We start from the raw sequence: 26,575 nt of genomic DNA on the forward strand, positions 1-26,575 counted from the left end.
TATGTCATAATAGATTGCTTTTTTTATACAGTTCTTTTGCGTCTTCATCGAGGATTAAAAGCCCTTTAAAGTGTTTTTTATCGGTGTTTAAAAACCACATATCCAATTTTTCTTTTAACCATTCCTCTTTTAATTTACTTTCCCTGGTTAACATCATTACTGCATATTCACTTTTATCGGAAGCATCTTCCAAGTAGCGTTTAATATGTTTTCCGTTACCAGTCAAATATTTGAATTCTACCACAGTGTCTTTTCCATTTATCTGAATTAAAGCATCAGGGTTTTTTGCTCCTATATACTCATGCCATCTTTTAGGGTAAAACTTCTTTTTCAACTCCAATTCCTTATCACTGATATTTGGTAACAATTCAATTTTACTTATTGATTTATACTTATCTATCAGTGTATTTGTAATAATCTTATTGTTATGCAACTCATGTGCTTCGTGCAATACATGCGTTAAAACAGGTGTGTTTTTGTATGTTTCAACTCTAAAAGCATCTTCTTTAGGTATGTGCTTTAATGTTTTGACTAAGACATGTTCTGGGATATCTTCATAGTATGGATGTCCTTTTGGGAAAACCAATTTATTTGCTGCTAGGTTTGTTCGGAACATTTTTGGGATAGTCACATCAGGGGTTTCATTAGCCGGTGTTGTATCTGTTTCCAAGGTTTGAACCGCTTCACATCTACATCCCCATCCATTAGGCGGGTAATGTGTTTGCCAAAAAACATCCTGAATAGCCTTGATGATACCGTCGAGTACTTGGTGTTCACTACGCACGAATTTGTCACCAACAGTTTGGTATTCTAGATTTGGAATCGTGTCCTTATCTTGTACGAACTCAATCCAACGTGCTGCATTTTGACTACTTGATATGGCGGTATTAACCTCAGTTTCTATCCAATTTTCATTGTATGTTCCAATAACTTTTGATGCTTCGGTTTTAAAATCTGAAAGAGAGCGCAATTCTCCTTTTTCATCTTTTAATAAAAGTGTCAAATCCCGTAACTCCTGATAGTTTTTAGCACTCGAAAACTGCCAAACATCCTGCGTTAAACGCTGTATCATTTCGGTATCAGGAGCATTCCAATCTTGCTTAATTTCGCTATACGCTTTAATGACCGTACTAGCCAATTCCTTAGCCGTTATACTGGTAAGCTCAGCGTTATAATTGGAATTGTACCCGTCTTTAATAACCCTGTTTATCGCTTCATTTACGGCATCGATATACTCTTTTGAGGGGTTTTCGCCACTGGCTTTGTGAACTTTGCCTTTACATTTTGGACAAACATCGGCGTATAATTCGGGGCTAACCGTTTGCTCCTGACCCTTAGCCACAGGCAACTTGTCGTTAACCCCTATCGAAAATTTTCAAATAATCCTTTTGCCTTTGGGCTCTTTTTATTATCTTTTGGTGGTTCGTTTCCGGTATTTTTAATTCCAATAATTGGAAGGTTAAAAGTTTTAGCCACCCATTCCGGATCAAGGTCATATTTCTCACTTGCCTCATTAACCATTTTCCAATGGGCTGCCAAACTCATTGCTTCAGTTTCGTCAAATACAAATTTCATTTTTGTATTGTCAAACGGAAGTCCCATTGCTTGCAATACCGGAAACAATTGATCGTTGACAATAAATGAAATGAAACGTTTGTCATTGGTGGCAATCTTATCATCTAAGGTACGTTCGTGCACTTCTGTTTGGCTTCGATTCCCTGCTGTATCAGTCATTGTGGCACTTCCCACAATAGGTTTACTGATCTGTTCATCATGCAGACGGATCTGTTTTTCATAGGTGTTAACAGGGTTACCGGCATTAGCCAAATCATGTATTTTAATATCAGTACCATGTGGCATTACCGCTTGCGCTGCTTCTCCAAGTTGACGCAACATGCTCTCAATTCTTTTGATATCATTTCGGTTAGCCGTTGTTGCTGTAATGAGTGGCATACCGAATTTTTCAGAAAACTCAGCCCATGCCTGCATAGCATTACGTTTCCAGATAATATTTGGAATAATGCTATTAATGATTCCGAATTTACTTCGATGGTTAATTTCAATTACATTGGGAGCATCCATATAATTGACATACTTATCTCCATAAGCCTCGAGATACATCCGTTGGTCTTTTATGGAAACATTACGATATGGAACCGTAATAACTTTAATTTTATCCTCCTTAGTAATTGGATCAACTTCAGTAATCAACTGTATTACATTGTATTTATGGACAAGCGCATCCAAACAGTCTTCTAAGAATTTATAAAACCATTGTTTGTTTAACAATAAATTTTGTTCGTCCAATTGGTCTCCTGTAGTAATATCGGCTACATAAAAGCGATGATTTAAAGTTGCAGCGTCGCGAATGAGCAAAACAGATTCCACATGCCCATCTACAATCATATCATCTATTAAATCCTGCATCAACCCCCAACGAGGTTCAGTCGGATGTTCGGCAGCAGTCATAGCTTTACGCCATTTTTGTATGTCTTTACGGGTTCTGTCCTTAAATTCGGCTACAATAGTGCTAATGATACTTTCATCCGTTTTTTTAGCTGTACTTATTGCTTGAACCGCCTGAACCGGAGAAACTTTTCTTTTCTTAAAACTCATTTTAAATCTATTTTAAAAATTACCACTTATGATCTTCTGGAGGTCTTGCACTCCATATTTTTACTTCAGAGAAAGTTTCCCCCGCATCGTCTTTTATTTCAGGAAGATCAGCGGGTATTGTTCCTTTACCTACTTCTTTTAACCAGTCCAATGCATCCTGATACCTATCGTCTCGGTGTTTAGGAATGTCTTTCATTCCTGTTTGGGAATACAAATGATATAAGGCAGCATCAATCAAAAGTGTAATGATGAATTCATCACGTGTTGTGGCATTAAAAAAGGCTACCAAATCATACCGTTTACCAATATATTGACGCATTTGGTCAATGGCTGTTTGTTCAGCACGCTTCAATTTTGTTGAATTATAAAAATCTGTTGCTGTTAATAAGCGAATGATCTCGTTCTTAATTAGCATTTCGTAATCGGTCTCTAGTATGTATCTCATGGATTTTGGTGTATTGTTTATTAAAAATCTCTTTTTTTGTAACTTGTTCTTGAAGCTGTTTGTATTTCAAAACTGCTCACGAAAGTGGCTTTGTTCAAATCGGCAATATCTGCTTGTACCGCATCGGGTGCATCGTCATTAGCACCGCTGCCTTTTTCAAATGTTAAGTGTTGGTCTATAGCAGTGGTTTGATCCAAAGTATCTTTTTCGACTTCATTCCAAAACACCCTTAATCTCTCAAAGTGTCCTGACCCAGCTTCGATACGTTCGTATTTCCCGTCCTTAGGTCTTTTGTCAGCGATAACGGGAATGTAGTACCCTCTTGAATCTCCTTCTGTATCAAAATCACTAACAAACTCATCCATTGCAAAAAGACCTTCAATTTTATAGACAATCGAGTATCGTTCGAGTTTGTGCTTTTCATATAGATCATATAGCCATGAAGCGCACACTTGTCTTGAAGTTTGACGGCAAAAAGAGAAAATGACATGAAAATCACGACCTTTTTTGCCCATCAAAAACATGGCTTTGTAATCCCCTTTATCCTTGTAGCTTAAATCCCCATACAATTCCAACGCATCGTATTTGTCCAGGGAAAGCATTTTGCAAAACTGAAACCATTCGGGTTTGAAAACAGCTCCATCCATAAGAGGCGTACACATGTATTCGCGCATCCAACTTCGGTAAGGAGTTGCAAGACGTTTTTCTCTCCAGTATAAAGCGGTGTATTTGGCTGGCCAACTTGGTGTGAAATTATCGTCAAGTACAGCCTTAGTCTTAATATGATGGTATGGATTGGCAAATCCCTGCTTTTTACTTTCGACATTCGCAATTTTGGCAAGCTCGATAAGCTTAGCCAAAATGGAATTTTTATGGATTAGGTTGTTATTGAAAACAAAACGTTCCCTTCCTTTATCAAAACATCCCCATAGGGTTCCGGTGATGTAGTCAATTGCTTCCCGTATCAATCGATCGTTGTTACAACGTTTTAGGGTATCTATATCATCGCAACCAATATAATCGGGTCTAAACTCACCAAATCGTAATCCCCTTGGGTCTTGTCCAAAACCTAAGGCGTGAAAATGGATTCCATCTTTGGTAGTGAAATTCCCTTCTGCCCAATCTCCTTGGTTGAACTGTTCGCCATAGTCATTAATGAAACGATTATTATGTTTTAAATTGGCTTGTATATCAGAAATAAGGCGTTTTGCTTTCTCTTCATTTTCCCCAATAAGCAACATGAAATTCAGCTCCTTTTTTACATAAGCTAAATACAATGGTACACCTAGCATTGTATGAACTGATTTTGCCGAGCCCCTGAAGGCATCATTAAGAAGTTTACATACTTTATTCTTTATAATGATGTTCGATATTTTGACATGAAATGGAGCCGATTTACAGGTTGCATAATCCACAAAATAATATTCAAACCATTCGATGTAATTTTTTTCGAGTTTACTTATTCGCTCCGTTTTTTCAGCTAAAGACTCGTGTATATTAATAGTAGTCGCTTTGTCAATTCTCTTGGCATGCGCTTCATATATCCTGGTTAACTTTTCGTAATTAACTGCCATTATCCTTGCATTTGGATTTTATGCAACAAGAATTGTTTATGTATTGCCGTTTGTTTGGCTGCCTCTTTTGGGTCAATCTGTGAATGAAAGGTGTCCAGTTCCATTAAGACATCCATAACCACGGTAGGGTTGGTTTTTTTAGCCATATAATCAAAGGCTTTCATTACCCTACCCAATGCCACGGAATCAAAAGAAGCAACTCCACCCTTACTAATATTAATAGCTTCTTTCAATAATAATTTATTGAGTTCCAAAGGGCTTGCTTGTAGTAACTCTTTGGCAGTATCCCACCCATATTTATCCCTCCAACTTGCAATGGTTTTCGGGTGCTTTCCCAACTTCTCAGCAATAGCCTTAATAGTGAAATTTTTCTCTATAAAGAGCATTTCCGCAATGTTGATTTCTGCACTTTTTTCTACTAATTCAATCTTTTTCATGGTACAAAAATGCCATTAAAAACACCTATCAAAAATTACTTATGACACTGTGACACAGGATTTTGAAATTAAAAAATTACGCTTGTAGGTTTGCCAAACAAATAAGACAAACATGCAATTTCAATACATTAAAAACCAAGTAGAAGTAAAAGCACATGGTGACATCAATCCTTATGATATTTCTAACGCTGCTTTCACCCAAGCAATCGCATTGGCCAAAGAGAAAAAGAGTATTCTATTTATTGATGTTCACTGTTTTGGCGGGTCAGTTATCGAAGGCAACCTTATTTATAACACCCTTATAAATGCTGGAGTTAAAAAACACCTCGATATTACTGGCATAGCTGCTAGTATGGCAACCGTAATGATGATGGCAGCCGATATAGTTAGGATGAACGATGACTCCTTTATCATGCTGCATCGTCCTACTTGTGTTGTCGAAGGTGATGCCGAAGAACTGCAAGAAACAGCCAAAGTACTTACCTCTATGAGTGGTACAATGGGGAAACGTTACTCGGAAAAATCAGGTAAAACAATTGATGAAGTCAATGCATTATGGCTTAACGGAAAAGATAATTGGATGGATGCCACCGAAGCTTTGGAAGCTGGCTTAATCGATGAAATTATTGTTACTGGTAGACAGCCTATTTCTAAGGTAGAAGTACTGGCTAATACAAAAGGCATCTTCGAAAAGTTTACAGCAAGATTGCATGTCCCTGCACCTAATTTAAAAAAAACAGATATGAAAAAAGACTTGATCGCCTCTTTAAAATTGGAAGGTGTAAACGAAGCTTCGACCGAACAGGAAATTATCGAAGCAATTAAAAAGCAAAGAACAACTCAGGATGCTACAATTCTTGATTTGCAGAAAAAAGCGGAAGACGATAAAGAAAAAGCAATCGATGATTTGTTAGAAGAGGCAGCTACTGCAGAACAAATTACAGCTGAGCAAAAAGGAACCTACAAAGAAGTGGGTAAAGCCTTAGGGATTGACAAAATGAAAGCCATGTTACCTGCCAGTAAAAAAACAATAGCACCTGTGGGAAGATTGGACTTATTAATTAAAAGTACAGGTACAGGAAATGCTCCTGTAGGAACTATTGCCACGGCAGAGGGAGCTTTTGCTATTTCAGCCAAATCTTGGGACGAACTAGCAACACAATCAGGTGCTCTAGAATCAATCGAAGAAAACAAGCCTGAAGTTTTTGCAGCCTTGTATAAAGCAAAATGGGGTAAAGAGCTTAAATAAAAAAATCACAAACATAAAAACAGAAAATAATGGCAGGAGTTTATAAAGAAGTCTGGACAGGAGAACTTGTAAAATCAATCAGTACAGCAGAATCAGGAACATTTTTAGAAACCATCCCTGATAGCTCGCAATATGCGGAAAATGATGTAATTCACTTAGTGGATATTGGCATCGACCCAGATGTGTTAATCAACAATACAACGTATCCTATTCCGATACAAGAACTTCCTGATGATGATATCCCAATTAAACTAGATAAATTCTCAACTAAAACAACACCAGTTACGGATGATGAGCTACATGCTTTGTCTTATGACAAAATTGCAACTGTTAAAGAGCGTCATGGATCTGCTATTGCGAAATCAAAGTTTGCTAAAGCATTGCACTCAATAGCTCCCGCAACTCATACAGCAGAAACACCTGTAATCAAAACTACAGGTCCAGTTGTGGATGGTAGAAAAACGCTACTTCCTAAGGATGTCGTATCTCTTAAAAAAGCATACAACGATATGGGAATCGATAGTGATTTGATTTTAGTGTTATCTACAGACCACGTAAATGATTTAATAGCTGCTGACCAAAAATTCAAGGATCAATACTATAATTATACTACTGGCGCATTAATGAACATGTACGGTTTTACAATTTACTCTCATGTTTCTTGTCCTGTATTTACAAGTGCTGGTGCAAAGGGTTCTTTAGGGTCATTACCTACTGCAACCAATTTCAGAGCGTCGGTTTCATATCACAAACCTTATGTTTTCAAATGTACAGGATCAACAAAAATGTACTATTCAAAAGCAGAGAATGATACAGACTTTCAGAGAAACAAAATCAACTTTACACATCGATTTATTGCTATGCCTAAAAAGACAAAAGCAATGGGGGCAATTATGTCTGATGTAGCTTAATCCTAGAAACATGGTAACAAAAAAACAAATAGCTGTGGCTAAAGAATATTTGGCAGGCAAAACAATTAAAGGAATTTGGGTCAATTCAGAAGCAGAATTATTCACTAGTGAAGATTTAGCAAAAAAGAGCGATGAAGATGCTGAGTTTGTGAAAAACACGAAAGAAGAAAAAGTATCAGATGAGGACGCACAAGCCGAAAACTTGAAACTTTTGGAAGATACAGAACTGATAAAAGAAAACTATCCTGTAATGGCTGCATTAATAAAAGCCTTTGCTATAAAAACTGTAGGTAAAAATGCCGATACATACATTGAGGCTTTAACCCAATTTAAAGAAACTTTAAAAACAAATTAAAATGAGTTTAAGAGGTGTAGGTATAAGCGAGGGCAATATTGGAGTTAACCAATCGGGCGATGCCCGGGAGTTTGGGTTAATTGGTAATGGAATTGCCATTGCAAAAAAATTAGACTTGAATACGGCGTATATACTACGGCGTATTCAAGATGCGGAAAGCCTCGGTATCACTGCTGAATATGATACAAAAAACAATGTACATGTACACCGTCATATTTCGGAGTTTTACCGAAATGCTAAACCGGGCAGAAAATTAAACATCATGTTACTGGCAGATACCGTTGTGTTTAAAGACATGACTGTGGAGGCAAAAAACCTGATGGTAAATGCTGACGGAATGATCTCCGATTTAGGGTTCTTTTCAAATTCTACAGATGCAATTACATTAATCAATGGATTGCCAACAGCAGTTAGTGAGGCTATTACGGAGTTTCAAAATTTGGCACAATGGGCGAGTGTAAATGACATGCCATTACATATTACTGTTGAAGGATTTGGTATTTCGGAGACATTAAGTAACCTCGCAGATTTGCGTGATTTTGAAGTAGTAATAGGAACAGAACCCGTTAAAGTATCGGCAACTAAGGTAAGTATGGTAATTGCTCAAGACTGGCAGCATGCGGAAGCGTTTACGGGAAATGCCAAAAAATATGCAGATGTAGGTACGTTCTTAGGAATTGTTGCTTCACATGCCTGGAATAGAAATCCGGGTGAAGTGGAAACAAAAAACATTCAAAATGTGTCTTTAAACTCTTGGATGATTGGCGGTTTATCCAATCATAAAAAATACAGTGAGGTCTTCGAATCTCTCGAAACCTTAAATGATAAAGGATATATCATACCTGTGAAGTACCAGGGAAAAGCAGGTTATTGGTTCAATGATGGTGCTACAATTGCACCAATTGTAATTGATGAACAAGGAAACGTGAACCAACATGCTATCTATTACTCTCATACGATTGATGAGTGTACCAGAGCCTTACGTCAGGTGTATCTGCCTGAGATTAAAAAGCCGGTTCCTTTAGAAAGTAGATTATTACCAATTGATATGGTTGAATATTACAACGCCATTGGTGATGCTGTTTTTAAAAAATTTGAAAAAGCAGGGCTTATTAGTGAAGGTAAAACCAATGTAGACCCTTTAAGTGATCTATTAGGAAGTAAAATACTAAATGTTCAGTTTACAGTAGTTCCCACTGGAACAATTAATGAACTTATAGGAACCATTAACCTTAAAACCAGTTTATAATGGCGAAAGTAAAAAGAATGCACGAGGTGTATTCCTCCGGTGATGTTACTGTAACACTAATGGGGATATATGATATTAATCCGTCCGCAATTGAATACAACTCTAATTATGCGCACGAATATCAAAGAGGGTTGAGAAGGGATGCCAGAGGTTGGCGCATGGGAGCTAAGGAAATGGACGCAAAAATTACGCTTCCACTTGATGCCATAGCCATTATTGAGAAATATGCCCCAAACGGTGATATTGCTTTGCTTAGACCCTTTCCAATCATTGTTACTTTTTTTAATACAGAGAATGTTTTAATAAAAGATGTGATAACAGCAAAGTTTAAAGGTAACGGTAGAGCTGTTACCAATGATGGAGAGATTGAAAAAGAGTATGAATTATTTCCAACGGAAATGGAATTTAACATTTAAAAAATGAAAAAAATAGAATTAACTGAAGGCATTACCCAAGAAATGATTAATGCAGAAAAAGCAAAATTACCTGAAGGTGTTACTCGAGAAATGATTAATGCAGCAAAAGTAAAAGGACTGGATGTAAAATTAGCCGAAGTTCCAGTTGATGATGAAGGAACCACAAGAACCTTTTTGGTTTGTGTACCATCAAGAACCGTTTTAGGGCAATTCCGCAGATTTATGGATGCTGATCCTAAAAAAGCAGATGAGATTTTGGTAAAAAACTGCCTGTTATCCCACAAAGAAGAAGTATTGGCTGATGATGAATTGTTTACTGGAGTTATGTCAACGCTTTCCGAACTAATTGTGATTAGAAAAGGAACAATAAAAAACGTTTAACGCAATTAGCGGATATTCCACTAATTGCGGAGTCAGATGATATTGACATCATCGAAATGTGTTTCCAATATGATGCAATGATTCGATTTTATTTCAAAGAAAACCCTGATACTTTAAATGACTACGAGTATGCCAGGAGAATCAAAGAGTTAAAATTTCTGTCCGAACAAGGAATGCTAAAATCAATATAAAATGAAAGGTAATTTAGGCGATAGGTATAAAAATGCATTTGGTTTTGTTGCAGCAAATATGAGTACTACACTAACCGATAATGGGTTTGAAGAGGAAATACAACAACCACAAAACACACAAGTATTTCTCCTGGACAATAAAACAAAATTTGACGAAGTAAAATTGTACCGGGATAAAATCGAATTTGATTTTGCCTTTCGCCAAATAGCCGAAGAATATAATACGGTATATGCTACTCCTCCGATGCTCTCTTTCAGTCGTCAAAAAAAATTGATCGTTACGGCTATTGATAATGTGGATGATATAGAAATAGTAGAACGCTACAATACATCCCCTTATGATATTGATTGGAAAGGGTTACTTATAGATATGGAAAACCATAGTTTTCCTGCTGACAAACTCAAACAACTCAATCAAATTTTTAAACACAACGGTATTTGGAACGTTTCGAGTGAGATTTTTGATGCTTTGGAAATTACTGCAATTTACATTCAAGATGTGCAGATTGACTTTGTTGAAGGTTTTGAAGACACCATTGCCTATAGTTTCAAGATGAGAGCTATTAAAGATTTAGAGTACCAAATTTTAACACAAGATAAATTTTAGAATAATGAAAAAAGTAATTTATAGCTGTCTGCTGTTATTGTTTACCACATTAACTATTCAAGCTACAACCCCTTTAAATCTCAATACAATGCTGTATTTGAACATGAATTCAAAAACTACAATTGGAAATGTTCAATTAAACAACATGACCAGTTTTGAAGTTACCCAAACGGTGCAAGAACTGAGCAGCACAGCAAAGCTTATTGTTCCAAAAGGATATGGGAAAATTGGACAACAACCTATTTTAGAACTCCTGAAAGTTGGCGATCCGGTAAAGGTAGAATTAGGCTACGATGGTAACTATAATGTAGAGTTTGAAGGCTTTTTAAGCGAGATTGAAGCGGACGCACCTTTAATACTTCACTTGGATGACAAGATGTGGCCATACAAGCAGAATAATTGGGTAAAGAACTACCCAAAAGCCAATTTAAAACAAGTGCTTCAGGAGTTGTTCTCCGGTCTTACAATTGACTGCCCAGACGTGAATTTAGGTAAGTTCCAAATTGACAATGCGAGCTCGTATAAAGTTATCCAGGATCTGCAAAGCGATCACGGTTTATACAGTCGTATCAATGGTAACATCTTAAAAGTGGGCTTGGCTTATGATTTTGCCGATACCTCTCAGGTTCATATATATGATATCCGGAAAGAGGTTAAAACAAATGATCTGAAATACAAGCGTAAAGAAGACATGCAGGTACGATTTAAAGCAACTGCCAATTTACCCAACGGCAAAAAGAAAACGGTTACTGTAGGCTCTAAACATCCAAATGCTAGTGAAAGGACTTTAAATTTTGCTGGAGATTTTTCCGAAAAAGAACTCAAGCAAAAAGCCGAAGCGGTTTTATCCAAAGCGGTATTTGATGGTTACACGGGATCAATAACAGGATTTGGAAGCCTCTTAACAAAAGCCGGAGACTGCTTAAAAATTGTAGACGAACAAAACCCGGAACGCGAAGGAACTTACATGATTGAAACTGTTGAAAAAAACTATAGTGATAACGGTTTTTCGCGAAAAAACACTTTGAGTTATAAAGTTTATTAATCCCAAAAAAATAAAAAATGTCTGATGTTGACGAGTTATTTACCCGGGTTATAAAAAGGCAGATTAAGGGTAATCAATTCAATCAGGTTATAACCGGAACGGCAGTTGATATTAACGAAACAACCTGCACGGTAAAACGTGAAGGGTCGCCCGATCTAACAGATGTTCGCCTTGATGCTATTGATGACACTATTGAAAATCAGTTTACGGTCTTTCCAAAAGAAGGGTCATTTGTAATCGTTGGCATTGTGGATGGTTTAAAAACTGAGGCCGTTATACTTCGATGTTCTGAAGTTGAGCACATCAAAATAAAATGTGGCGGTGTATCGCTCATTGAAACTTTTAGCAAATTCATTGACGAAATTAACAAAGCAATAATCAATACCCCCGCAGGAGCAGGAACCGTGAGCCCGGCAACGGTTGTTAAACTCAAAGCCGTTGAAAACGACTTTAAAAAAATATTCAAATAATGGCACTGAGTAAAGCAATTTTAAAAGGCAGTTTACTAGCAATTTTTCAGGAAATGTCAACCAATAACGATCAACAAAATTCAATTGAAACCTTAGCAGAAAAGTTGTCAGGAGTTATTTTCGACTTTGTAAAAACGGCTGAAGTAGTCGCCGGGCAAGGTGTAGCCACAACAGGAACCGCAGCGGCACAAACTGGAAAAACCACTACTAACGGAACCATTATATAACATGAAAGGAATTGTTATTAATCAGGACTTTGATTTAAAAATCGAAGTGAAGAAAGATGCTTCAGGGAAAATAACGAGTGGTTTATTTCTGGACAACATCGATTATCAAAGGTGTCACTTGATTACAATCGCTCAAAAAGGAGAATTCAAAGCCAATCCTACATTAGGGTTTGGTATCGAAAATTACATGAGAGATACAGTAATTACCAACAATCAAAAATTTAAAACAGAGCTTCAAAAAGAATTAAAAACCGATGGGATTACCGCCGACGTTATCGTATCGAGCGATAATACTCATTTTAATATTATGCAAAAATGCCATTACGTGAAAAACAAGTAGTATTCTTAAAAAACTTCGCCTTATTAATTATATGGGCATCCGAAAACGGATATGAAGTAACTGCAGGTGAGCTTTTCCGAACTGAAGAGCAGCATGCTCTTAATTTGAAAAAGGGAACAACAAAAGCAAAAAGAAGTAAGCACCAGGATCGTTTAGCCGGCGACTTAAACTTATTTAAAAATGGGGTTTACCAAACTACTCGTGAACCTTATAAACCATTAGCCATTAAATGGAAATCCATCCATCCTAGTAATGTTTCAGGTTATGACTGGGGTTGGGATGCAAACCATTTTGAAATGACTTAAGGCAATGGAAGGAATTTTAAGCGAAGCCATTACAGCAATTATAACAATGGTAATTATGTACATCATTAATTATCGAAAGAATAAAATAGAAAATGAAAGCAAGGAATTAACCTCGGTAAAAAAAGCTATTGAGATTTGGCAAAAAACGGCTGATGATTTACAAAAAGAGACAAAAGAACTTCGAGAAGACATGACACTCATTCGTAAAGAAAACAGCCGTTTGCATACCGCAATAGCCAAATTGACAAAAGCCTTGCAAAAATTTGATGCCGATTTGGCCAACGAAATTAATAACGAAATCAACAATGAAAAATAGCATTATAATCGTAATGATCCTTTTCCTTTTACTGGGATGTAAAAGCGTAAAAAGCACGCAACAAATAATTGAAAAACAAAAAGACAGCATTAGTTATGTTGAACGTGTTGTAGTTGATACGCTTCGTATTCCGGGTGATATTATTTCGGTTAACGTTCCATGTGACCAATTGACAAACCAAAGTTTTTCAAAAGGCAGAGCGAAAGTAAAATTAGAACCTAAAGGAAATGGATATACCATTACTGTAAGTTGTGATAGCATCGAAAAGCTGATACTAAGTAAAAATATAGAAATTAATAGGTTATCTAAATTAATAAAAGATAATACTAAGGTCATTGGATTAAGCATTTGGCAGTCTTTTTGGATTGTCATAGGGAAATTATTGACTGCTATTCTAATCTTAATCTTATCATGGAAATTTTTGCTCTAGAGGGACAAAGTTTTTTAGACCTAGCCATACAAGGGGGGGCTTTGGAATCCATTTTTGAAATAGATCCTAATATCAGTATTACCGATAACCCTGTAATTGGCGAAAAGTACACTATTGCAATTTATACTTTACCAATTGCTAATTATTACCAAAGACATATAATAGAACCTGCAACTGCATTAAGTGAAAATGATTTGTCCATCATCATTCCTGATGATGGTATTGGGGCAATGATAATCGAAAATACCTTTATTATAAGATAATGGCAAGAAAGCAAACAGAAATAAAAAAAGAGATCACAACCTCATTTATGAGCAATGCGGTTTTGGCAACTAATTACGGATTTCCAATAAATGCAAATTTTGAAGACGTGTTTTCAAAGGTTTCGATCGAGAATATTTTGTTTGAGATTGTTGCTTTTAGTACTTGGACATTGGAAGTCCTTTTTGACTTTCACAAAAAAGAGAATGACGAAAAAATTGCAAATCAAAAGTCCGGAACATTACCCTGGTACAGAACTATGGCTTTGCTTTTTCAATATGGTTTTGACTTAGTTAAAGACAAGGATTACTTTAATAATGAAGGTGTGACGGATGAACAAATTGAAGCTTCAAAGATTATTAAATACGCTGCTGTTGCCGAGACTGATGAATCAGATAACAAAAGTCGTGTAATTATAAAGATTGCCGGAGAAACAAACGGAAAATTATCCCCTATAACCCTAGATCAAAAAACAACTTTTGAAAAAACGTATATCAAGGATATTAAATGGGCAGGTATTTCAGTAACAGTTATTAATTATTTGCCTGATAAATTATACCTAAACATTCAAATTAAACGGGATGCGCTTGTACTGGATAAAAATGGCATGAGCATTTTATATGCTAATTTTCCTGTCAATGATGCTATAATGGAGTACATGAAAGAGCTTCCATTCGATGGAGATTTGAGATTATCCGCCTTGGTTGATAAATTACAAATAATACCAGGCGTTTTAGACGCAACTATTTTAAGTGCAGAGAGCGCTTGGATTAATCCGCAAATAGACGATTACGATAATCCACAGCCAATCTTTATTTCTAAAATTCCTGTTAGTGGCTATTTTGAAGTAGTAACCTTTGATAATATCAAATATGTGGCATAAAATAGATTACAACCGTCTCGGGATTCTATTACTACCTACATTCTTACGAAAACAGAGTATAGTAGCATACGTTCAGACATTGCTTATACCGATTAAGTCACTGCACTATATTTGGTCGAATTGGCGCATCGAAAATATTTACAAGATTGAACATAGCGGACAGGTTTGCTCTTTACGAGGTTCGCTTAATGATAAGTTTGATTCAATACAAAGGAGAATACGCATTGGTGAAGGTAATATACATGATGTACTATACATATATACAGAAGGAGAGCACCAAGATGTTTTTATACATACTGAAAGTGAAGGTCAGGTAATTTGGTTAAGAACCGAAGCTGAAACAGCCGATACGGGTTTAGACTTTATTGTTTTTGTTCCGGAGGGATTATACAACACACAACTTGATGCGCTACACGCACACGTTAAATTTTACAAAGCTGGCGGTACCCGCTACAATATTTTTATAGATGAATAAATCAATTTTCAATCAGATACTTGGGTATCCATTAACAACCGAAAGGTTACAGGAGCTTCAGACTACATTTGAAATTTTCAATGCATTTGGAAGCCTTGCCGGAAACTTTACCATAATTGAGGGGTGTAACCTTGTAGGAACTACAGTTCAAAATGGTTGTATTTTCTTAAATGGCGAATTGTTAGAATTTAAAAAAGCAGACGTCACTCCAACATCGGCAGTTATTATTGTTGAAACTGCCGTAATTCGACCATTTCAAACAGGTCTACCCAAACAAATTTATACCAAACGTCATGCTACATTTGGAACTGCTGATATTTCATATCCTTGGACTTCGTTTAAAAGACCAATGGAAACAAAAGAGATTCAAGAGGCATTGGATCGTAAACAAGATAAAACATCATCAGGTGATCTGTTAGCTAGAATTGAAATTCTTGAAAAGAAAAATGCTATTTTTCAGGTAGGTGGTGGCATGCTGTTATGGAATAAGCCTGCAAACCAAATTCCATTAGGTTGGCGCGAAGTAATTAATTGGGAGGGGCGAATACCAGTTGGTTTTGATCCGAAGGACATCGACTTTAATTACGTTGGTAAAGTTGGAGGATTGAAAAACAAAAGATTATCGAAGGAGGAAATGCCTGCCCACAAGCATAGTATACCAGGAGATTTCGACGAAAATGACGACGATGGAAAATATGCTATCAATGGCGGAGAATTCAATGTTAGGACTTCTTATACGGATATAGCCGGCGGTCCCCCGGGGTCAACAACTGAAGGACCAGGGCAAGCTTTTTCACTTATGAACCCATTTAGAGTAGTAATATTTATTGAATATATAGGATAAATATGGCAACAGATATAAATACAATTTTAAGTTGGTTTAAAACCGGCTTGAAACCCACACAAGCGCAATTTTGGGCTTCATGGACTAGTTTTTGGCATAAGGACGAAATGATACCCCAAAGCAGTATTAGCAATCTCACAAACGTTTTAAATGCGAAAGTAGAAAACGATCAGTTTGACGCTCATAAAGAAGACCCAAATGCACATCCTGAACTCTTTGGGAAAATCGGCTTTATTCAAGTAGGTAAGTTTCTTGTTTTTAAGCACCCCAATAATTCCGATCCGACAATGGCATACACACTAGAAGCAAATGATTTGGTTATGGGGTACGTAGGTTTGATTTGGATAACAGGAAATTATTTGGGAGGTGATATTACCCAATTAGAAAGTTTTGACATATCAACAAAAATTAATTAAACTCTTTAAAATATGAAAAAAATAACATTGTTTTTATTGTTGTTAGCTGTATCATTTACAGCGTATTCACAAAAAACATATTCAATTGATAGACCATTACAGCTAGAAACTGTAACGAAAGGTATAAAAAAAGATAGTGTCTTGGTACGAGGTTCTGACAAGATTGTCAGGTTTATTCCTAGGAGTGAGCTCGGCGGTTCTCTAACTTTAGATCAAACCCTTGGTTTTGGAAGTACAGCTATTAATAAAAGTATAACCATTAAAAGTTCAGATGGATGGTACGAAACTATATTAGGACTTGGAGGGTTATCCGTTAAAGATCCACTTTCAGGAGCTAATTCATTTATTCAACAGGGAAATATTAGCGTTTCTTTTAATTCAAAATTCACTTATATCAGACCTACAGAAATTAGAAATTCTGGAGGAGGTTTTACAAATGTATTAAGTTGGGAAAATTCTATTCCGGGTACATTTGGTCAGATTTTTCAATCTAAGTCAGGGACTATTGCGTTGACAAGTGATATTATAGCAGCAAAACAAACTTTACAACAAGTTTTTAATCAAACACCAGGTGTCGCTTCTGCAACTTATTCTGATGTAATTGGAAACACTACCACCTCATTGATAGTGGCAGTTCCCGCTTCTGGTAATCAGGCAACAGGATTTACAGGTCAAATACCGACATCTGGTGCAGAAATATTGATACAAAATGGAGAAATATCATTAAATCAAAAAGTAATTAGCTCAGCCGGAATACTTGGACAATCTCAATTAAGTTTTGAAACTCCGATTACAGGATCTGGAATACCTGCAAAAATAAAAATACCTGCAAAAGCACCTAGAGTGGATCCGTATGTTTTAACTACAATGGATGATGTTTCCTTGACAAATGCTATGAAATCTGGCATTGGGTGGGGTAGCATTACTAGCCCAAATGGACTAAATACGGTTAACCTTCAAACTTCTGCGTTTAATAATTCTGTAATTGGATATATTGGAAGTCAATACAAAGATATTTCTGATAATAATATACAAAAAGCAGGTAGTATTATTAGTGCAGATGGTAGACTTGAGTTTACAGAGAGATATACACCTGATGGTGGAGTATCAGATTTTAAAACTAAATTATATTTTCAACAGCCTCTTTCTGATTCTTATATATATGTTCCATCGCCAGCTATTGGTGGTACCTATGCTTTGGCGCTTGCTAAAGATCTTGCGTTACTGAAACCATACAAGGTTTGGGTAGGTACTTTAACTAATAACGGAACTAATGCGCCCACAGGTGTAGTTAACGAAAATACTTTAGGAGGAACTTTAGTATGGACTAGAACAGGTATAGGAGAATATACAGGAACTTTAATGGGGGCTTTTAATCCTGCTTCAGGAAAAACAAATTTAGTAGTTAATGGCTCAGGGGTCACAGCTAATGGTTTTTTTGGACAAATTACAGGATCAGCCAATACGGTAGTTTTTAAAACTTATGTTTCTGGCGCAGCTTCAGATAATGTCCTTAATGGTTTTACATGGCTAGAAATAAGAGTATATCCTTAAATAACATCTTAAAATTATAAAACATGAACAAATTTTTAAATCTCATTCTTGGTACAACCGATGTACCAACATATTTAGCTGGACTTTTATTTGCTTTAATAGGATTAGCTTTTTATTACAAAGGCAAAATTGCCAAACGTGATAAAACTTCAAGTAATACGCCTTATCATTTCTCTTTTGCCTTTTTTACGCAAGACAATTTGGTTGAAATCGTATTTTCTGTGTTAGCTATCTTCTTGGCATTACGCTTTTCAGTAGAATATTTTGGCGTAGATATTACTATGTTTTATTCACTTGGTATTGGCTGGACATTGCCGAAAGTAATTTCTTTAATGTACTCAATACAGAATAAAGCAAGAGAATAGTTCCAAGGAGGGCAGGAAGTAAAAAAGCCCTCCAACAAATAAAAAACTTCTCACGGTTATTTAAATTTAGCACAAAGCCAACGTTGGAGGACAATATATCTTCTAATGTTGGCTTTGCTATGTTTTATAAATTCCGTGAGAGGTGCAAATATAGAATAATCAATCATCAATCAAAAACAGAAATGAATAAGTATCATCATATACTAACTAAAATTATCGAAAAAGGTAAAAATCAAAAGAATAAAAAAGGCTTTATAACTTATTTATTAAATCAAACGTTAGAATTAAAGCCAATTGATTTACTGGAGTTATTTGAGGGTCATCCTGTAGCAAAAAAGAAACTAAAAGATGAGTTACAGCTGTTTATGAACGGTGAACGATCAACAGAAGCGTACAGAGAAATTGGGGTTTCGTGGTGGGATTATTGTGGTCCTATTTTGGTAAATAGTTATCCAACTTACTTCGAAAAGCTTCCAAAGCTTATTGAAAAGATTAATAGGGAGAAACGAACATCTAAAAATTATGTATTGTTTCTTGGTTCTAATGACACTGAAAGCAATCAACAGCCGTGTTTAAGTTTGATTCAGTTTCAAATCGATAAAGGTAAACTGATAATAAGCGCATATCAGAGGAGTTCTGATGCGAATCTAGGATTACCATCAGATATTTATCATTTGTACCTTATAAGCAAGCAAATCAACCTACAATTGAAAAGCATTACATTGTTTCTAGGAAATGTTCACATCTATGAGAACAATATCGACGGTACAAAAGAATTGTTAGCAGGAAACAATACTAAATTCAATCTGAATGTTGCATAATTATGCCTTTCAATAACACTATAAAGATAGTGAATAACAATCTATTATACTAATTTTTATATAAAAAACCTCTATTTATGGAGGTTTTTTTTTTTTTAAATAGTGTTTAAACACTATTTAAAATTATATGATGTTTTCGTTATATTTGGTAAAAAAATGTACATTTCATTTTAGATTTGTGTACATTTTAATTTTTCGATTATATTTCCTAATATTCTTTTTTCCATGACTTTATATTTTTAATCATTTTTTAAAATGTGATTGCAACTGAATTGAGAATAATCCACTTCCCCTTTCGTTTTTCAAGATGCATCGTTTGTTGCAAACGCCAATTATTTCGTGTGCCCCAAATTCGGGCATCCAGAAGATTTTGACCAACAAATACAGCTTTGTCTTCATCAATTTTTACTGAAGTTTTTACCTCAGTATAGGAATAATATTTCATTCGTTCACTTTCAATCTCTGAGAACCATTCGTCTTTTGACTGCACATATCCTGTGATATGTGTAAGGGTGAAACCTTGATCTAAAATTTTTTTTATTTCAACTGTATTCTTATCAATCATCAATTGAGTCAGCTGACGAGTTACATCAAGAATTTCAGATTTATTAGTATCTATTTTATCCGTTTCCATAATACCTTGTTGTTTTAACTTTGTTTGTGAACATGCAATTGTTGAATTAAAAATGAATATTAGAAACAATAATTTTATGAATCTTTTCATGTTTTCAATTTTAAATAATTCGGTAACTTAAACTACTAATACTTCTCTCGATTTTAATATTTAAAACATTGTTATCTTATTTCTTAAAAGGTGCTTCTACTCCCGAGTAAGCTAATACAGCTGCAGGTAATCTTTCTCCGTTAATTTGAATAGTATCTAATTCTTTGCTGAATTCCTGTAATTCATTGGCAGTAAATACAACATTATTTGATCCAATATTTTCCAACATATGTGCCATCTGTGTTGTTCCGGGAATAGGTACAACCCAAGGTTTTTGCGCCAGTAGCCAAGCCAATGAAATTTGCGCCGGACTAGCGTTCTTCTTTATACCCCAGCTTTTTATCAAATTTACAAGTTTTAGATTCTGAGGTAAATTCTCTGATAAAAATCGGGGCTCAATGCCACGAATATCTCCCGGAGCAAATCGAGTATTTGCGTCGATAGCTCCAGTTAAAAAACCTACTCCCAAAGGACTCCATGCAACAAAACCAATACCGAGTTCCTCGCAAAGCATAATAATTTCTTTTTCCGGACCACGCCATAATAACGAATATTCGTTCTGAATGGCTGTTACTGCATGAATCGCATGCGCTCTTCTTACGGTTTGTATACCTGGTTCTGAAAGTCCATAATGCATCACTTTTCCCTCTTTAATCAAATCTTTTATTGTTCCAACGACATCTTCAATAGGAACATTTGGATCTACCCGATGCTGATATAATAAATCAATACGATCTGTTCGGAGGCGTTTTAGCATTCCCTCGACTACTTTTTTAATATGCTCCGGCTGGCTATTTAATCCAGGTAAACGCTTGCCTGTTTCTAAATCAATATTCCAACCAAACTTTGATGAAACTACTACTTTATCACGAAAAGATGCAATGCCTTCTCCTAGAATTCGCTCTACCTCATGAGGACCATAAGCTTCGGCTGCATCGAAAAAAGTAACACCTTTATCAAAAGCAGTTCTTATGATATTGAACATTTCAGGTCGTGATGGAATTGTTGTTTGATACGTGCGACTCATATTCTGGACACCTAGACCAACACTGGAAACTTCCAAAGAATTACCTAATTTTCGTCTACCAGATAATGGTTGTACCGCATTGTTGTTCCCGAAAAGGTTAGATTCAGACGGGACTGTTTGTGCAAGAGAAGTTGCTGGCAATAATGCAGCTCCGGCAATAGCAAGTCCAGCTGATTTTAATAAGTCTCTACGATTCATAAAAATAATATTTTGTTAGATAAAAGCTTTGATTTTGTGAGCAACTCTTCGATTATATATCTAGCTTTCTAGTACTCAGCCATTTTACCATTTCGGGATCGCGATGATCAAAAAACAAACTTTTATTTGTATCCAATGTTATAATTTTTTCCATATCCTGATCAGAAAGCTTGAAATCGAAAATATCAAAATTCTCTGCCATTCTTTCTTTTTTTACCGATTTCGGGATCACAATTACACCACGCTGCGTAAGCCAACGAAGAATAACCTGAGCAATGCTTTTATTATATTTTGTACCGATAGCACTTAATAATTCATTTTTAAAAATGTCATTTCTTCCTTCTGCAAATGGACCCCAAGATTCAATTTGCACATTGTTATCCTGAAGGAATTTTTGTGTCTCGATTTGCTGATGAAATGGATGTGTCTCAATTTGATTAATTGCTGGAACAACTTTGTTATGCAAAATCAGATCGATTAATCTATCAGGATGGAAATTAGCAACACCAATGGCTTTAATTTTTCCTTCAGAATATAACTCTTCCATTGCCCGCCATGAACCATGTACATCACCATAAGGCTGATGAATTAAGTATAAATCCAGATAATCTAATTGCAGTCTATCCAATGATTTCTGAAATGCTTTTTTTGTATTTTCATAACCGGCATCTTGAACCCAAAGTTTAGTTGTAATAAATAATTCTTCTCTGGCAATTCCGCTTTTTTTAATAGCATTACCCACCGAAACTTCATTTAAATAGGAAGCTGCAGTATCAAGTGAACGATATCCCACGTTTATAGCATCAATTACACTTTTTTCACATTCTAATGGATCTGTGATTTGAAAAACTCCAAATCCTAAAATGGGCATTTCTATACCGTTGTTTAAAATAATATTTTCCATCTTCTATTTTTTTAAATTAAAGGCTGTCCTAAATCTACTTTTTCTTGCCACGTAAAAAATGATTTTCTTTTCGATATTAGCCATTTTTTGTCCAAACGTTCAAACTCATCATGATAAATAACACCTAAATTTGTTTTCATTTTTTTACCATTTTCATCACCCACAAGAGTTACATGACAATAGGCAATACTATTTGCTTTATTACCATTTAATTTAACTATTTGTTGTCCGTTGATATGATAAAGAGTTTCAAAGTTTTTAACAAAATCTGAAAATCCCTCACTTATTTCTTTTCTTCCATTATAGGCTAATGCAAGCTGCCCGTTAAAATACGATTCTACTATTGCGTTCTCAGTAAAAAGAAGCGCTTGTGTTTGTAAATTTCTTTCATCTGCCAAAATTGAAAAAGTATCAAATACCTCTCTTATTGCCATTTTATCTTCGATGGCACTAATTCTAATTGTTAAATTTGTTTCTTCCATTATATGTAATATGTAATTAGTTAAACTTATTTCTGCTCTAAAAAAACACTTATTAAATGCGTCCTTTTTTTATTCTTCTGATAAACCTAAAAGACCTTCATTCAATCTAGCGCCTTGAAAAGTTATATTTGCAAGTCCGCTCTCGATTTCTTCCAAATCTTTTATTGAAAGTTCCACATTTACAGATTTAATATTGTCATCTAAATATTCTACTTTATCCATTCCTGGAATCGGTACAATAAAAGTTTTTTGAGCTAATAACCAAGCCAATGCGATTTGAACTGGTGTAGCATTTTTGGTATTTGCAATTTTGGTAAGCAACTCCACAACAGGCATATTTGCTCTAATTGCTTCGGGTGTAAAACGTGGGAAAGCAGCACGTAAATCTGTATCACTATCAAATTTGGTCTCAGGCGTAATTTTACCCGTTAAAAAACCAGTTCCTATTGGCGCCCAAGGCACAAAACCAATTCCTAATGCTTCGCAAAGTGGTAAAACGGTAACTTCTGGTTCTCTTGTCCAAATCGAATATTGATTCTGAACTGCCGAAACAGGTTGAACAATATGAGCACGCTTAATAGTTACGGCACCAGCTTCTGAAAGTCCAAAATATTTCACTTTTCCTTCTTGAATTAAATCTTTTATTGTTCCTGCAACATCTTCAATGGGTACATTTGGATCTACACGGTGTTGATACAATAAATCAATATAATCGGTTTGTAATCTTTTTAAAGATGCTTCAACAACTTTACGAATATGTTCAGGTTTACTATTAATTCCAGTATCTGAAATCATTCCGAATTTTGTAGCTATAATTACTTCTTTACGAAAAGGTTTCAGGGATGCACCAACCAATTCTTCATTAGTAAATGGTCCGTAAGCTTCGGCAGTGTCAAAAAAAGTAATTCCTTTATCATAAGCTGAACGAATTACTTTAATTCCTTCGTTTATATCAGCTGCCTTTCCTGTTCCAAAACTCAAGTTCATACATCCCATTCCTAAAGCTGAAACTTCTAAACCCTGTGTTCCTAATATTCTTGTTTTCATTTAGATATTCTTTTAATTTAATCGTATAATAATCTTGTTACCATTTTGACAATACAAATTTCTTTCAATAACCGTATCTTTATAGTATACAGATTACTGCTATTATTACCATTTTTACTGATTTAGATCTCCGCCCTAACTATCTAACAATCTGAGCAGTATATTTGTATCATAAATTCAGAAAACGAAGACATGGAACAGATTATAAAAATTGAAAAAATAGCAGAGTATAATGATCTTAAAGGTGTTGAAACTCTGCATCCCTTAATAAGTGTCTTCGATAATTCCAGAACTAAAGCCTTGCCAAATCATAGTCGTATGCATTTTGATTTTTATGCTGTTTTTTTGAAAGCAGGAAAATGTGGTGAACTAAAGTACGGACGAAATAACTATGATTATGATGATGGAACGATGGTTTTTGTCGCGCCTGGACAAGTCATTGAAATTAAAAATGAAGAGGATTACCAACCTACTGGTTTGGCTTTACTTTTTCATCAGGACTTAATAAAAGGAACTTCATTAGCCAAACTAATGAGTCAATATTCTTTCTTTTCTTACGAGTTTCATGAAGCGCTTCATTTATCTCTAAAAGAGCAACAAATTATAAAAGATTTATTTAGTAAATTAGAATACGAACTAAGTCAATCTATTGATAAACATAGTAAAAGTATTATTGTCAATAATATTGAGTTGCTACTAAATTACTGTGTTCGGTTTTATGACAGGCAATTTATAACCCGTGAAAATATCAATACAGACATCTTATCAAAATTTGAAAACTTATTAAATGATTATTTCCAATCTGAAACTCCTCAGGATATAGGTCTTCCTTCTGTTGGATATTTTGCAGATCGGTTACATCTTTCTCCAAATTATTTTGGTGATTTAATCAAAAAAGAAACTGGTAAAACTGCTCAGGAACACATTCAATTAAAATTAATCAATTTGGCCAAAGAACGAATTTTTGACACTGAAAAATCGGTGAGTCAAATCGCATTTGAATTGGGGTTTAAATATCCACAACATTTTAATCGAATGTTTAAAAAGAATACAGGTTACACGCCAATTGAATACAGAAGCTTAAACTAAGATTTCCCTTTATAAACTAAAAAAAACATTTGATAACTTCTTTTTTACTTAGGTCTATTAATAATTATTTTATTGTTGATTATGTTGGCTAATAAAATTAAGTAGTTTATCCTGTATTATTAATTTTGACTGGATTGGTAATTAGTTTTATTCCGGGATTTTTATTAGGCGGAATTGTATCGTCATCAAATTGGAATTGCTACCTTTTTTACCACAGATAATTATTTAAAAAATACTATGCAGGCTCTTTGCAAGATTCAAAAAACTCGTAAGCTCTTTTCTCTACATAGGAATGCATTGAATTACGTAGTGGAAAAGCACAGTGTCCTCCATATTTTGGGGTTTCCAGATAAACATATGCACTGTCTTGAGCTATAGCTCTGGGGTAACATCTTTCACCTAAAAAAGGATCATCCAGGGAATTAATAATTAAAACAGGAGTGGTAATATTTTTAAGGGAAAATTCAGGAGAAACACGCTGGTAATAGTCATCACGGCTTGCAAAGCCATGCAACGGTGCTGTAAAATACTGATCAACTTCATCAAAAGAAGAAATTTCATCAATCAGATCACGGTTTATAAAATCAGGAAACTGAGCCGCTTTGTATTTCAGCTTTTTTTTTATATCAATTGTAAAATTCTTTAAATAGACTCTGTTAAAACCTTGCTTGAGTACAGCAGCACTTGTAGCGATATGAGTTGGTACTGAAATCGAGACTGCCGCCTTTATGCGCTCATCGATTTTTGTCCAACCTAAATAATTCAAGAGCTGAACCCCTCCCATAGAATATCCAATCAGATAAACATCTTCAAATTCTTTTTGTAAAACAAACTGGACTACTTCATCAAGATCATCAACGGCACCGTGATGATAAAGTCTAGGAAGGCGGTTCATTTCTCCTCCACAGCTACGATTGTTCCATGCGAAAACCGAAAAACCCTTCTCCTGAAAATAAGCCGCGCAGGTATTATTGTACGTTCTACGCGAATCGCCTTCTAAACCATGACATAAAATAACTGCTTTTTTAGGATCCTTTATAATAAAGTCGATATTAATAAAATCTCCGTCACTTAACTCATGTTTTTCTCTAGTATATTCTGGAGCTTCAAACCTTTTAAACAAAGCAGCATAAATAGTAGATATATGTCTATTGCGATAAATAATAGAAGGAAAATTATATTCTGATTGTTCAATTATTGGCATGATAAAAAAGTTTTAATGATGCTTAATACAAATCTAAGAAATCAATCAACATCTAATTTAATACAGTCTTTTTTATTTCACTTTTTATAAATACAGAGTTTTAATATCCAAAATAGTAAAAGTTAAAAGATATCTCTTTTGAATTCTCTTTCATAACATTTATAAATAAGTTAAGAAAAAGATAATATCTCACAACTGGAATTACTAGAAAAAAACGGACAGATTTCTATATAAACCAAAATAATTTAAACTACCATAACAATGTAAAATTATGGCTCAATTTTAACCGTGATAGATTAATTTATAACTAATTACATTTGAAATATAAAATTTTATATTTTATAACAATTCCTGAATATCTCTAATATTTTGAATATTTTATTTTACTAAGATGTTGTTTACAATATGAATAACCGTCAAATAAACGCTTCTAATCGGGTTTTCTTAAATTTTAACCTTTATTTAACAATTGTGGAACAAAAAAATTCTTAATTTTATTAAGATTAAGCAAACATCCTCATGTAATTCTGTTATATTATAATAAACACTTTTTTCAAGTGTTTTAATGTTAATTTTAGCCGAATACTGTTTAATAATACCACATTTATTATTCTTATTTAAGAAAAAAACACATTAGATTCATCATTTATAACTGTTAACTCTAAATTGCTAAATTTATGACTAATCACCATACTTTTATAAAAAGTAAATATTACT

34 protein-coding genes are annotated in these 26,575 nt (G+C 34.9%); 23 read left to right on the plus strand and 11 right to left on the minus strand.

Annotated elements, in window-relative coordinates; translation table 11 throughout:
* Positions 1-4: 4 nt before the first annotated feature.
* Genes OIU83_RS17745 through OIU83_RS17765 form a run of 5 tightly spaced genes read right to left on the minus strand, consistent with a single transcriptional unit; the run spans position 5 to position 5,072 of the window.
* A complete protein-coding gene (locus OIU83_RS17745) occupies positions 5-1,342 on the minus strand; it encodes a phage head morphogenesis protein (RefSeq protein ID WP_264207595.1) in 1,338 nt (445 codons plus the stop codon).
* A gap of 20 nt (positions 1,343-1,362) precedes the next feature.
* Positions 1,363-2,616, minus strand: a complete 1,254-nt coding sequence (locus OIU83_RS17750) for a DUF935 domain-containing protein (protein ID WP_264207596.1) — start codon at positions 2,614-2,616, stop codon at positions 1,363-1,365.
* A gap of 19 nt (positions 2,617-2,635) precedes the next feature.
* Positions 2,636-3,061 (minus strand): DUF1320 domain-containing protein, encoded by a 426-nt coding sequence (locus OIU83_RS17755; protein WP_264207597.1) that lies wholly within the window; start codon positions 3,059-3,061, stop codon positions 2,636-2,638.
* Positions 3,062-3,081: 20 nt separating this feature from the next.
* Positions 3,082-4,635 (minus strand): hypothetical protein, encoded by a 1,554-nt coding sequence (locus OIU83_RS17760; RefSeq protein ID WP_264207598.1) that lies wholly within the window; start codon positions 4,633-4,635, stop codon positions 3,082-3,084.
* Positions 4,635-5,072 (minus strand): terminase gpP N-terminus-related DNA-binding protein, encoded by a 438-nt coding sequence (locus tag OIU83_RS17765; protein ID WP_264207599.1) that lies wholly within the window; start codon positions 5,070-5,072, stop codon positions 4,635-4,637. The genes OIU83_RS17760 and OIU83_RS17765 overlap by 1 nt, the downstream gene beginning before the upstream one ends.
* Positions 5,073-5,184: 112 nt before the next feature.
* Here OIU83_RS17765 and OIU83_RS17770 point away from each other — a divergent pair, with 112 nt between their 5' ends.
* The 22 genes from OIU83_RS17770 to OIU83_RS17875 all read left to right on the plus strand — a co-directional run bounded on the left by OIU83_RS17770 (position 5,185) and on the right by OIU83_RS17875 (position 19,183).
* On the plus strand, positions 5,185-6,321 hold the full coding sequence (locus tag OIU83_RS17770) for a head maturation protease, ClpP-related (protein WP_264207600.1): 1,137 nt from the start codon (positions 5,185-5,187) through the stop codon (positions 6,319-6,321).
* Positions 6,322-6,350: 29 nt separating this feature from the next.
* Positions 6,351-7,232, plus strand: a complete 882-nt coding sequence (locus OIU83_RS17775) for a hypothetical protein (RefSeq protein ID WP_264207601.1) — start codon at positions 6,351-6,353, stop codon at positions 7,230-7,232.
* 10 nt (positions 7,233-7,242) lie between these two features.
* Positions 7,243-7,587 (plus strand): hypothetical protein, encoded by a 345-nt coding sequence (locus OIU83_RS17780; protein WP_264207602.1) that lies wholly within the window; start codon positions 7,243-7,245, stop codon positions 7,585-7,587.
* Between the two features lies 1 nt (position 7,588).
* The gene (locus tag OIU83_RS17785; RefSeq protein WP_264207603.1) at positions 7,589-8,836 is read left to right on the plus strand and encodes a DUF2586 family protein; all 1,248 of its coding nucleotides are present in this window, start codon (positions 7,589-7,591) and stop codon (positions 8,834-8,836) included.
* A complete protein-coding gene (locus OIU83_RS17790; RefSeq protein WP_264207604.1) occupies positions 8,836-9,252 on the plus strand; it encodes a hypothetical protein in 417 nt (138 codons plus the stop codon). The genes OIU83_RS17785 and OIU83_RS17790 overlap by 1 nt, the downstream gene beginning before the upstream one ends.
* 3 nt (positions 9,253-9,255) lie before the next feature.
* Positions 9,256-9,633 (plus strand): hypothetical protein, encoded by a 378-nt coding sequence (locus OIU83_RS17795; RefSeq protein WP_264207605.1) that lies wholly within the window; start codon positions 9,256-9,258, stop codon positions 9,631-9,633.
* A 192-nt stretch (positions 9,634-9,825) separates the two neighbouring features.
* On the plus strand, positions 9,826-10,431 hold the full coding sequence (locus OIU83_RS17800) for a DUF6046 domain-containing protein (protein ID WP_264207606.1): 606 nt from the start codon (positions 9,826-9,828) through the stop codon (positions 10,429-10,431).
* Between the two features lie 4 nt (positions 10,432-10,435).
* A complete protein-coding gene (locus tag OIU83_RS17805) occupies positions 10,436-11,476 on the plus strand; it encodes a hypothetical protein (RefSeq protein WP_264207607.1) in 1,041 nt (346 codons plus the stop codon).
* Positions 11,477-11,493: 17 nt separating this feature from the next.
* Positions 11,494-11,946 carry a hypothetical protein gene (locus OIU83_RS17810; protein WP_264207608.1) on the plus strand — a complete coding sequence of 151 codons (453 nt, stop codon included), beginning with the start codon at positions 11,494-11,496 and terminating at the stop codon, positions 11,944-11,946.
* Positions 11,946-12,173, plus strand: a complete 228-nt coding sequence (locus OIU83_RS17815) for a hypothetical protein (protein WP_264207609.1) — start codon at positions 11,946-11,948, stop codon at positions 12,171-12,173. The genes OIU83_RS17810 and OIU83_RS17815 overlap by 1 nt, the downstream gene beginning before the upstream one ends.
* Position 12,174: 1 nt before the next feature.
* Positions 12,175-12,513: a hypothetical protein gene (locus OIU83_RS17820; protein ID WP_264207610.1), complete on the plus strand. Its 339-nt coding sequence runs from the start codon at positions 12,175-12,177 to the stop codon at positions 12,511-12,513.
* Entirely contained in the window at positions 12,489-12,818 is a 330-nt protein-coding gene (locus OIU83_RS17825; RefSeq protein WP_264207611.1) for a M15 family metallopeptidase domain-containing protein, read from the plus strand. Before OIU83_RS17820 ends, OIU83_RS17825 begins: the two co-directional genes overlap by 25 nt.
* Before the next feature lie 4 nt (positions 12,819-12,822).
* Complete coding sequence (locus OIU83_RS17830) at positions 12,823-13,134, plus strand: hypothetical protein (RefSeq protein ID WP_264207612.1); 312 nt, start codon at positions 12,823-12,825, stop codon at positions 13,132-13,134.
* Entirely contained in the window at positions 13,124-13,564 is a 441-nt protein-coding gene (locus OIU83_RS17835; RefSeq protein ID WP_264207613.1) for a hypothetical protein, read from the plus strand. The genes OIU83_RS17830 and OIU83_RS17835 overlap by 11 nt, the downstream gene beginning before the upstream one ends.
* The gene (locus tag OIU83_RS17840; RefSeq protein WP_264207614.1) at positions 13,546-13,827 is read left to right on the plus strand and encodes a hypothetical protein; all 282 of its coding nucleotides are present in this window, start codon (positions 13,546-13,548) and stop codon (positions 13,825-13,827) included. Before OIU83_RS17835 ends, OIU83_RS17840 begins: the two co-directional genes overlap by 19 nt.
* Positions 13,827-14,708, plus strand: coding sequence for a nucleotidyltransferase (locus tag OIU83_RS17845; protein WP_264207615.1), 882 nt, complete (start codon positions 13,827-13,829; stop codon positions 14,706-14,708). Before OIU83_RS17840 ends, OIU83_RS17845 begins: the two co-directional genes overlap by 1 nt.
* Positions 14,698-15,183, plus strand: a complete 486-nt coding sequence (locus tag OIU83_RS17850; protein ID WP_264207616.1) for a hypothetical protein — start codon at positions 14,698-14,700, stop codon at positions 15,181-15,183. The genes OIU83_RS17845 and OIU83_RS17850 overlap by 11 nt, the downstream gene beginning before the upstream one ends.
* On the plus strand, positions 15,176-16,027 hold the full coding sequence (locus OIU83_RS17855; protein ID WP_264207617.1) for a phage baseplate protein: 852 nt from the start codon (positions 15,176-15,178) through the stop codon (positions 16,025-16,027). Before OIU83_RS17850 ends, OIU83_RS17855 begins: the two co-directional genes overlap by 8 nt.
* Before the next feature lie 2 nt (positions 16,028-16,029).
* On the plus strand, positions 16,030-16,443 hold the full coding sequence (locus tag OIU83_RS17860; RefSeq protein WP_264207618.1) for a hypothetical protein: 414 nt from the start codon (positions 16,030-16,032) through the stop codon (positions 16,441-16,443).
* Between the two features lie 12 nt (positions 16,444-16,455).
* On the plus strand, positions 16,456-17,997 hold the full coding sequence (locus OIU83_RS17865) for a hypothetical protein (RefSeq protein WP_264207619.1): 1,542 nt from the start codon (positions 16,456-16,458) through the stop codon (positions 17,995-17,997).
* Positions 17,998-18,020: 23 nt separating this feature from the next.
* The gene (locus OIU83_RS17870; protein ID WP_264207620.1) at positions 18,021-18,362 is read left to right on the plus strand and encodes a hypothetical protein; all 342 of its coding nucleotides are present in this window, start codon (positions 18,021-18,023) and stop codon (positions 18,360-18,362) included.
* Positions 18,363-18,544: 182 nt separating this feature from the next.
* On the plus strand, positions 18,545-19,183 hold the full coding sequence (locus OIU83_RS17875; protein ID WP_264207621.1) for a thymidylate synthase: 639 nt from the start codon (positions 18,545-18,547) through the stop codon (positions 19,181-19,183).
* 250 nt (positions 19,184-19,433) lie between these two features.
* Here OIU83_RS17875 and OIU83_RS17880 read toward each other — a convergent pair whose 3' ends face one another.
* From OIU83_RS17880 to OIU83_RS17900, 5 genes are all read right to left on the minus strand, one after another.
* Positions 19,434-19,907, minus strand: coding sequence for a nuclear transport factor 2 family protein (locus tag OIU83_RS17880; protein WP_264207622.1), 474 nt, complete (start codon positions 19,905-19,907; stop codon positions 19,434-19,436).
* 76 nt (positions 19,908-19,983) lie between these two features.
* Positions 19,984-21,132 (minus strand): aldo/keto reductase, encoded by a 1,149-nt coding sequence (locus OIU83_RS17885; RefSeq protein WP_264207623.1) that lies wholly within the window; start codon positions 21,130-21,132, stop codon positions 19,984-19,986.
* A gap of 52 nt (positions 21,133-21,184) precedes the next feature.
* Positions 21,185-22,036: an aldo/keto reductase gene (locus OIU83_RS17890; RefSeq protein ID WP_264207624.1), complete on the minus strand. Its 852-nt coding sequence runs from the start codon at positions 22,034-22,036 to the stop codon at positions 21,185-21,187.
* An 11-nt stretch (positions 22,037-22,047) separates the two neighbouring features.
* Entirely contained in the window at positions 22,048-22,518 is a 471-nt protein-coding gene (locus OIU83_RS17895; protein WP_264207625.1) for a nuclear transport factor 2 family protein, read from the minus strand.
* 69 nt (positions 22,519-22,587) lie between these two features.
* Positions 22,588-23,565, minus strand: coding sequence for an aldo/keto reductase (locus tag OIU83_RS17900; RefSeq protein ID WP_264207626.1), 978 nt, complete (start codon positions 23,563-23,565; stop codon positions 22,588-22,590).
* A 192-nt stretch (positions 23,566-23,757) separates the two neighbouring features.
* On the opposite strand from OIU83_RS17900, the gene OIU83_RS17905 reads away from it, so the two are divergent.
* On the plus strand, positions 23,758-24,654 hold the full coding sequence (locus tag OIU83_RS17905) for a helix-turn-helix domain-containing protein (RefSeq protein WP_264207627.1): 897 nt from the start codon (positions 23,758-23,760) through the stop codon (positions 24,652-24,654).
* 235 nt (positions 24,655-24,889) lie between these two features.
* Here the strand turns inward: OIU83_RS17905 and OIU83_RS17910 are convergent, their stop codons facing one another.
* The gene (locus OIU83_RS17910; protein WP_264207628.1) at positions 24,890-25,858 is read right to left on the minus strand and encodes a YheT family hydrolase; all 969 of its coding nucleotides are present in this window, start codon (positions 25,856-25,858) and stop codon (positions 24,890-24,892) included.
* Between the last annotated feature and the right edge of the window lie 717 nt (positions 25,859-26,575).

Source organism: Flavobacterium shii (genome assembly GCF_025847235.1).
GTDB classification, from domain to species: Bacteria; Bacteroidota; Bacteroidia; order Flavobacteriales; family Flavobacteriaceae; genus Flavobacterium; species Flavobacterium shii.